General features: G+C 39.1%; 6 protein-coding genes. 3 read left to right on the top strand and 3 right to left on the bottom strand.

Going from position 1 to position 7,240, the window contains the following annotated elements; translation table 11 throughout:
- The coding region (locus VB654_RS00890; RefSeq protein WP_416235645.1) for a hypothetical protein at positions 1–725 on the bottom strand (725 nt) is incomplete at its 3' end.
- Positions 726–847: 122 nt separating this feature from the next.
- On the opposite strand from VB654_RS00890, the gene VB654_RS00895 reads away from it, so the two are divergent.
- From VB654_RS00895 to VB654_RS00905, 3 genes are all read left to right on the top strand, one after another.
- Positions 848–1,666 (top strand): HAD family hydrolase, encoded by an 819-nt coding sequence (locus VB654_RS00895; RefSeq protein WP_323211389.1) that lies wholly within the window; start codon positions 848–850, stop codon positions 1,664–1,666.
- A 648-nt stretch (positions 1,667–2,314) separates the two neighbouring features.
- Positions 2,315–4,888 carry a GAF domain-containing protein gene (locus VB654_RS00900; RefSeq protein ID WP_323211390.1) on the top strand — a complete coding sequence of 858 codons (2,574 nt, stop codon included), beginning with the start codon at positions 2,315–2,317 and terminating at the stop codon, positions 4,886–4,888.
- Between the two features lie 1,228 nt (positions 4,889–6,116).
- Entirely contained in the window at positions 6,117–6,434 is a 318-nt protein-coding gene (locus VB654_RS00905) for a thioredoxin family protein (protein ID WP_323211391.1), read from the top strand.
- Here the strand turns inward: VB654_RS00905 and VB654_RS00910 are convergent.
- Complete coding sequence (locus tag VB654_RS00910) at positions 6,431–6,655, bottom strand: hypothetical protein (protein WP_323211393.1); 225 nt, start codon at positions 6,653–6,655, stop codon at positions 6,431–6,433. The two genes, VB654_RS00905 and VB654_RS00910, sit on opposite strands and share 4 nt — an antisense overlap.
- Before the next feature lie 209 nt (positions 6,656–6,864).
- Positions 6,865–7,240 (bottom strand): DUF5942 domain-containing protein (locus VB654_RS00915; RefSeq protein ID WP_323211395.1); only part of this gene is annotated, 376 nt, incomplete at its 5' end.

The following is a 7,240-nucleotide window of genomic DNA, read 5'->3' on the forward strand; positions in this document are numbered from 1 at the left end:
ACATTCACACCTTCGCTAGATTGTTCTAGAACTAATAGGGGTGTAGGTTTAGCTTTTTGATCCCAATGCATACGGGCAATCCGTCCTTGAATTGTTGGTTGCCAATTATCCTCACCTTCCACTGGGCTAAGATAAGTTTCAACACAGTCAATAATTTGGCTAATAGTAACAGAAGTCGCTTGTGTTGGTAATTTGATTAACCGGACTTGAATGCGAAACAGGACTCGTTTAGCCACACTTGCGCCAGTACCAGTTTCATATTCCACATCAAATATTTCATCTACCTGCCGTCCAGCGCTACTAGCAATGCCAATAATTCCTTGTTGTGCTTGATTTGGACGCAGTGCTTGAGATATTTTCTCTTTGACCTGAATTTTAATTTGATTCACAATCGCAAAGTGAAAAACATCTTCTGACATCCGCATTCGCAGATAATCTAAGTTAAAATCCCGTGAATTCACCAAATCGGGATTAGTTTCCATTTTGCGAATAGTTTCCAGGGCTAGTTTAAACTTCTTTTCTAGTTCTCGCACCCGGAATTTTTCAAATTTAATTTTTTTCTCTAACTTCTCCACCTGGAGTTTGCCATATACGATTAAAGCAATCACTGATAAGGACAGTCCACCAGAGGTCATAACTAAAATTGGTGGTAACTGAGGCTGAGTTTCTATAACCTGCTGGGAGATATTTGTGGTTTTTGTTAAAGGAGATTGGGCAATGAACATGGAATTTCTCATGACTGGTCACTATAAACAAGAAATGCTTGACTTATTTTCTAGGATGCCCAAATTATGAGTCCCATCTAGCTGTATGATGGTGATTTTTGACAACTGATCATAAATTTTATATGTATAGTCACTCAAATTTCACAAAGGGACATCCTTTAACTCTAAAACAACTGTCCGAGGATGCGTTCAGGAATATTCGCCTAATTGCTACAGATATGGATGGTACGCTGACGACTAAAGGCAAATTCTCGGCGAGATTACTGCAAACTTTAGAAAATTTAGCTGCTGCTGAAATTAAAGTCTTAATTGTTACCGGGCGTTCAGCTGGATGGATGAGTGGATTAAGTAACTTGTTGCCTGTGGTGGGTGCGATCGCTGAAAATGGTGGTTTGTTCTATCCACCGGGGCATAATCAACCAATCACTTTAACCGCGATCGCTGACTTAGAAGCCCATCGCCGGAGTTTAATTGGAGCTTTTCAATCATTAAAAACCAAATTTCCCCAAATTCAGGAATCTGCCGACAATCGTTTTCGAGTTACAGATTGGACATTTGATGTTGCAGATTTGAGTCCAGGGCAATTAGAAACACTGTGTAATCTTTGTCAAAAAATGGGTTGGGGATTTACTTATAGTAATGTGCAGTGTCACATTAAACCCCAAGGACAGGATAAGGCCAGAGGATTATTGCAAGTGTTACAAAAATACTTGCCTGAATTTTCATCAGAACAGGTGTTGACCGTTGGTGATAGTCCCAATGATGAAAGTTTATTTAACCAAGATTATTTTCCTGTTTCTGTAGGTGTGGCCAATGTATTGCAATATGCAAATCAGTTGCAATATCAACCTACTTATATGACTACGACGGCTGAAGGGGAAGGATTTTGTGAGTTATGCCGTTACATTTTGGCCAGCCAGGAAATACAAGACAAAGTTTAATTCTTATACCTGCCCTTCTATGGAAAATGGTAGTATTATTCTAATCTAATTTTAACGTCTGCCTGACAGTGGAGTTAAGAAATATTTAACTAATAAGTAGTTGCCATAGAGGATGGATTAAGGGTAGTGTTATGTAGAAGTGTTAACTTAGCTCAATTTTGGGTAACTCCATATCCAAAAATATCGTCATTGACCAGTAGGTAATCTCATATCTTGCAGCTAATGATTAGAATTGCGGCTACCCACAGGAAGCCTCTTGAGCCAGGCTATAAAACCCTTGATATTGATTTCATGGTCAAAACCTGGCAACTTTGTTTGTTTAACCAAGAAAGCGGATTTAGACAGTCCAGTTTTGCTGGTGTTGCTCAGGGAAGAATTACCATAAAGCCTATGGCTACGCTACGCAAGAAGCTATGTATCGGGAGGCATTACCCCAGGAGGGGAAGTTAAAAATCAAAAGTCAAAAGTCAAAAGTATTAAATAACCCCGTAGCGAATGCAACAAACAAATTTTTGTTGTTTGGTTAAAAGCTTTTCTATATAAGGGTTATAAACTATGTTAGTTAGGAGTAAGGCCTGAACAGTTAGACGTTATCTGTGATGTTGATGATTCCTAAAATCTAATCTAATTCTATATCAAAAATTATTTATGTCAGTCCAAGAAAATAGTTTTGGAGAGAACGCACATTTAAGTAACCAAGAAAATCATTACTTGCAGCAAAATGCTATTTCTGTAGGTAATTTGGCTCAAAAAGAAGGCACTATTTCGATGTTTCTGGCTCCCTTGACTCAGGATACTTTCAAACAAGTTGTCACAGAAGTTGAGCATAAATTACAGATTGTTCATCAAACTCTAGGAATGTTAGATACTCAAGGGTTTGAAACAATTCTCCAAGAAATGTTGCATTCCATTACCTTCAAAACCGGAGAACTATTAGGAGCAGACCGGACAACAATATTCTTGTTAGATGAAGATAAAAATGAGCTTTGGTCAATTTTAGCTGAAGGAGAAGGAAAAGATTCTCTAGAAATTCGGATTCCAGCCGATAAAGGTATTGCAGGTGAAGTTGCTACTTCTAAAAAAATTATAAATATTCCTTTCGATTTTTATCAAGATCCCCGCTCAGTTTTTGCTAAAGAACAAGACAAAAGAACCGGCTATCGTACCTACACAATGTTAGCGTTGCCACTATTGAATGAGGAAGGAAAATTAGTGGCAGTGGCACAATTATTAAATAAATTAAAGTTATCGAATCAGGCAGATGATCCGATTTCTGAACGTATTGATCAGGTAGGCTTTAGTCAGGCTGACGAACAATTGTTTCAAGAATTTGCTCCTTCAATTAGATTGATTTTGGAGTCATCACGCTCGTTTTATCTAGCAACTCAAAAACAGAGGGCGTTAGCAGCGTTGATGAAGGCGATTAAGTCTTTAAGTCAAAGTAGCCTGGACTTAGAAGATACTCTCAGACGGGTGATGCAAGAAGCTAAAGAACTGATGAATGCTGATCGCAGTACTCTGTGGCTTATAGATCGCGATCGCCATGAATTATGGACTAAAATTACCCACGATGATGGCTCAACTAGAAAGTTACGAGTACCTGTGGGAAAAGGCTTTGCTGGTATCGTCGCGGCATCTGGAAAAAAGCTGAATATTCCCTTTGACTTGTATGACCATCCTGACTCAGATACTGCCAAGCAAATGGATCAGCAGAATGGCTATCGTACCTGTAGTTTACTGTGTATGCCAGTATTCAACACTGATCAAGAATTAATTGGAGTGACACAATTAGTTAATAAAAGAAAATCAGGAGATTTTGCCGCATATAATCCGGCTATGTGGCCAAAAGCCCCGGAATGCTTCCAAGCTAGTTTCAACCGCAACGATGAAGAGTTTATGGAAGCTTTTAATATTCAAGCAGGAGTCGCATTGCAAAATGCTCAGTTGTTTGCCACAGTCAAGCAACAAGAACAAATGCAACGGGATATTTTGCGTAGTCTTTCTGATGGTGTGATTTCCACAGATCAGTCCGGGTCAATTATTGCAGCCAATGAAAGCGCCAGACAGATATTAGGATTAAAACCCCAAGACCGTTTAGAAGGTAAATTAATTACTGAAGTAATCACAATTAAAGAAGGTGACTTTAGTAAGTGGTATAGAGACTCTTTACAAACCAAAAATCTCAAGCTTCGCCAGCAATATTACCCTGACCGGACATTGATGAGTGATGATCTAGAACAGCACAGTATTAATTTGTCGATTAACACAATTGCTGATGCTAGAGATCAAAAGCAAGTGCGGGGGGCGTTGGTAGTAATGGAAGATATCAGCGATGAAAAACGTCTCAAAAATACCATGTACCGCTATATGACTCAGGAATTAGCAGAAGAATTGCTGAAATTGGATGATGCTAAACTGGGAGGCGATCGCAAAGAAGTTTCCATTTTATTCTCTGATATTCGCGGTTACACCACTTTGACCGAAAGTTTGCAAGCAGAAGAAGTGGTGAGTATGCTCAACGATTACTTTGAGTCAATGGTAGAGGCAGTTTTTAAACATAAAGGCACTCTAGATAAATATATCGGGGATGCTATCATGGCTGTTTTTGGTTCCCCCCTACCTTTGGAAGACCACGCCTGGATGGCTGTGCAAACATCGATAGAAATGCGCCATCGCCTACAGGAATTTAATCAACGTCGCTCAGTTGATAGTAAGCCTGGAATTAAAATCGGCATTGGGGTGAATTCTGATACTGTGATCAGTGGCAATATTGGCTCTAGTAAAAGGATGGAATTTACAGCAATTGGAGATGGAGTTAATCTTGGTTCACGATTAGAAAGCATTACTAAACAGTACGGTTGCGATATTATTATCAGTGATAGTACTTATAAACCTTGCAAAGACAAAGTTTGGGTTAGGGAATTAGACCGCATTCGTGTTAAAGGTAGAAATGAGCCAGTAGGTATTTACGAATTAGTAGGTTTGCGTTCCGACCCCATTAGTAGTAAAAAATCACAAATAGTTGAACATTATCAGAAAGGACGCGAGTATTACCTCAATCGCAGGTTTACCTCTGCCAGAGGTGAATTTGCCAAAGTTTTGGATGTTGACCAGCATGACCAAGCTGCTACATTGCATCTCATCCGTTGTAACCACTGGTTGCAATCACCGCCCACAGATTTGGAATGGGATCAGGGAGTTTGGACTTTTGAAGAGAAATAGCAATGAAATTGAATTGGATTGCGGCATTGCAAATTTGTAAATTCTGAGAACATTTGCGCCTAAATACATGAAAACTGCTGTAAGACATAACTATCGACATTGCTTAGATCAGATTTATATCAGAAAATCACAATTTGGAGAAAATTTCTCCGGGAAATGGTAGAGATACAACGAAGATTAAATTGGTAGATGCACCCTGATAACTAACTCCCCTGACCGGCTAACACTCGTTGGGGGATTTTTTTATGCAATTCACAGTTTGGAGAAAATTTCTCCGGGAAATGGTAGAGATGCAACGAAGATTAAATTGGTAGATGCACCCTGATAACTAACTCCCCAGTCTTCTGCCGATAGCCTTGGCTCATTTGTAGATGCTTAGGAAAATATTATAACTCAAGATTCTAAAAATATTCTACTGTGGATAGTTTTTTATTTTTATGATTATCATACTTTGTTAACCAAACCTAACTTTAACCCAGTTTTCAGGATTTGTACAAAACTACCTATAAACAAATAGATAGAACTGGACAAATGGAAGTAAACACTTTATTTTCTGTTTATATCAAGCATTTCATATCTGAGTTTTTTCACAGTTTAACTTGATATTCCCAATAAGAGACTGTTAAAAAATTAACAGATGACTTAAGTTATTAGTGTTTGTATAATTGGCTTTTCCCAAGTATTTCAAGGTTATCACACCAATTAAGCTTTTGCATCCTGTATCAATCAGACGTTGGTTGATAGTAGCACAACTAGCTTTCCCTATGATATGCCCAAACAGAATGAACTGTCTAGATATATTTACAAATTATGCTAATTCCCTAACTACTTAGTAACCTCTGCACCGAAGAGGTTTGTCAAATATTTTTAGTGCTGATCACACTTTCTAGGCTATTTCACCCTAACACTATTATCTTTGAGGCATACCAGTATTGCATTTGTGCATTACTTTTATGGAGTTGCCTAACTTATCGCCTAGCTATGAGACTAAACTACATTTCGTAGATGTATTAATGTAGTTTTATCTAGCTTATCATAATTTTTGGCTAAATATCTATATTCTTGTGGGCTATCTTTGACATTTTAAATAACCTCGCGAAATTCCCCATCCGAATATTACAGGAATATTGCGTTTGGTATTTGCTCAAAACATTAATTTTCCCATAATTTTGTTGTTGATTTTTTATTGCTGTGGTAAGCTCCCTAAAGCTTATATTCACATAGCCTTATGAGTTTAGCTGTTATTAAATTTTCTTCAGAAGAGTGCGGCATCTGCCACAAAATGTCTTTTTATGACAAAAAAGTTGCTGAAGAACTGGGGTTGCAATTTATTGATGTAAAAATGCAAGATACGGCGAGTTACCGCAAATATCGCCAAGTTTTGTTGTCTCAGTATCCAGATAAATCACAAATGGGATGGCCTACTTACATTATCTGCGAATCTCCAGAAGGAGAATTTCAGATTAAAGGTGAAGTTAAAGGAGGACATCCCAAAGGTGAGTTTAGAACTCGTCTACAAGAAGTTATCAATTCGGCGGATAGTTAGATTACTTCAAATGATTTGATTTCCAGGACAGGGCCTATCATGGCCATGGTCATGACATCTTCACGTACCTGTCCTGTCACTTTTGCTGTTTGTCCGGCTTTAAGCAAGTTTTTGTCAGCACCTCTGAAGATTTCATAAGTATTACCCTCATCTGTAACTAACGCCCAAGCGCCAGTACCAATATCTCGACGTTCAATTTTACCTGTAACTGTAATGCTCATAAAAAAGTGCTGAGTGCTGAGTGCTGAGTGCTGAGTGCTGAGTTCTGAGTTCTGAGTGCTGAGTTCTGAGTGCTGAGTGAGGAGTGCTGAGTGCTGAGTTCTGAGTTCTGAGGGAAGAAAGTTCTAAGTAAGTTTGTTCTCCCCCTGCCCCCTGCCCCCCTGCCTCTTCTCCCCTGCACCCTGCACCCTGCCCCTCTGCTTTTTGTCTATTATGCTGTTTTAGTTTCGGTTTTTAATGCTAACCGTGCTAGTCCATAACAGAGTACGGCGTTGATGATTAGAAAACTCCGTGCTAGGTAGCTACTTCCTAAGCCCCACACTGCTGGGTCGTAAATGGCACTAACTGTTAAAAATGCTGCGAAGCCTAGACTGGAACCTATGGCAAACCATTTCCAGCTAGGATGTCCTAAGAATAATGCTATTAAGACTACGGGAATTAGGACGCTGGCAAATATGGGATTTAAGGCGTTAGTTCCTTGTAGGGTGTTTCCTAGTTCGGGAATGGAACTGCCTAAAACTCGGAAAGGCCACTGGGGGAGGTCAAATATATATAGTCCCCGGAGGAAGAATAACCCAGAACTACCA

Origin of the sequence: Nodularia sp. UHCC 0506, from assembly GCF_034931045.1 — a bacterium.
Classification (GTDB): Bacteria; Cyanobacteriota; Cyanobacteriia; order Cyanobacteriales; family Nostocaceae; genus Nodularia.